Source organism: Microbispora sp. KK1-11, assembly GCF_006874435.1.
Taxonomy (GTDB): Bacteria; Actinomycetota; Actinomycetes; order Streptosporangiales; family Streptosporangiaceae; genus Microbispora; species Microbispora catharanthi.
Window position 1 is genome coordinate 1 of sequence record NZ_VIRJ01000087.1, and the last position, 1,542, is coordinate 1,542.

Below are 1,542 nucleotides of genomic sequence, written 5' to 3' on the forward strand. Positions count from 1 at the left end.
TCAGGGGGTGGTGAGGTCGAAGCGGTTGACGGTGACCGCGCCGCCCAGGGATTGGGTGGCGTAGTTGAAGATGGCGAAGCGGTAGCCCATGAAGAACTGCCAGGCGTTGCCCATGGTGAAGGCGGGCCCGAAGGCGGTGAAGTTGACTCCGTCGGTGCTGTAGGAGAACTTCGCCTGCCGGCCGGTGCCCGGGCGGATGTCGGCGTTGACCCGTAGCCAGATCCGTCCGCCGGACACGGGGGTGGAGGCGACCTCGGTGCCGGTGGAGGTGGTCTGCCAGCTGCTGTTCATGGTCAGGTTGTTGGTCGCGACCAGGCGGGTCTGGCCGTTGTCGCGCCGGATGCCGATCCAGGCTGAGGAGTCGCGCAGCATGGCCAGTCCGGTCCGGTCGCCGTCGCGCATGGCCGAGTAGTCGAGCTGGATCGTCGCGGTCGAGGACGGGCCCAGGATGCGGTGGGTGAGGGTGTTGCGGGCCGAATACAGGTCATTGGTCACTGTGGCGGTCTGCAGGCGCAGCCCGGTGCCGAGGCTGTATTTGGTGGTGTCGGGGTTGTGGTTCCATTCCCATTCGGGGCCCAGCTGGGTGCCGGTGAAGGTGTCGGTGCCGGTGGGGGGTTTGACCTGGCGGGGCGGGCGGGGGACGTTGGGGTAGGGGTAGGAGCCGCCCCAGGCGCCGCCCGCGGTCTGTACGGTGGGCCAGCCGTCGGAGGTCCAGGTGATGGGGGCCAGGACGGGGATGCGGCCGCCGGGGTAGGCGTCCTGGAAGGCCATGTAGTACCAGGCGCCGTTTTGGGTCTGGACCAGTCCGCCCTGGTGGGGCACTCCGCCGCCGGAGACCGGGCCGCTCATGTTGAGCAGGACCTGGCGCATCTCATACGGGCCGAAGGGGCCGTTGGTGGACTTCAGTACGTACTGCCCGTTGGCGGGGCGGGTCAGGAAGATGTAGTAGGCGCCGTTGCGCTTGTACATCCGTGACCCTTCCAGGGTGCCGACGCTGGAGGGGGTGGTGAACACCTGCTGGCTGCGGACTTCGGTTGTGCCGTCGGCCGACAGCTGGGCGACGCTGATGTTGGTGTTGCCGTAGGCGACGTACATGGTGTCGTTGTCGTCGATGAGCAGCCCGGCGTCGTAGTAGCACTTGTTGATCGTGGTGTGCCGGTTCCAGGGGCCTTCGGCGGAGGTGGCGGTGTAGATGTAGGTCTTGCTGAAGTCGATGCAGCCGCCCCAGTAGAAGGTTTTGTTGCTCTTGCGGTAGTTCAGGAACGAGGCCCAGATTCCGTTGACGTAGCCCCGCCCGCCGTTCAGGTCGTATTTGGAGCCGAAGTCCAGCTTGGGCACCGAGTGGCCGGCGTACTCCCAGTTGACCAGGTCATAGGAGCGCAGGATCGGCGCGCCGGGCGAGTAGTGCATCGTGGAGGCCGAGTAGTAGTAGGTGTCGTCCACCCGGAAGACATCGATGTCGGCCAGGTCCTCCCACAACACCGGGTTGGAATACGTCGACGACGGCGGCCACGGCCCGTTCGACGGACTCGCCGACGGACT

The 1,542-nt window shown here is 66.4% G+C and carries 1 protein-coding gene; it reads right to left on the bottom strand.

From position 1 onward, the window contains the following. On the bottom strand, nt 1-1,542 hold a 1,542-nt coding region (locus FLW16_RS42810; RefSeq protein ID WP_142566704.1), incomplete at its 5' end, for a glycoside hydrolase 43 family protein.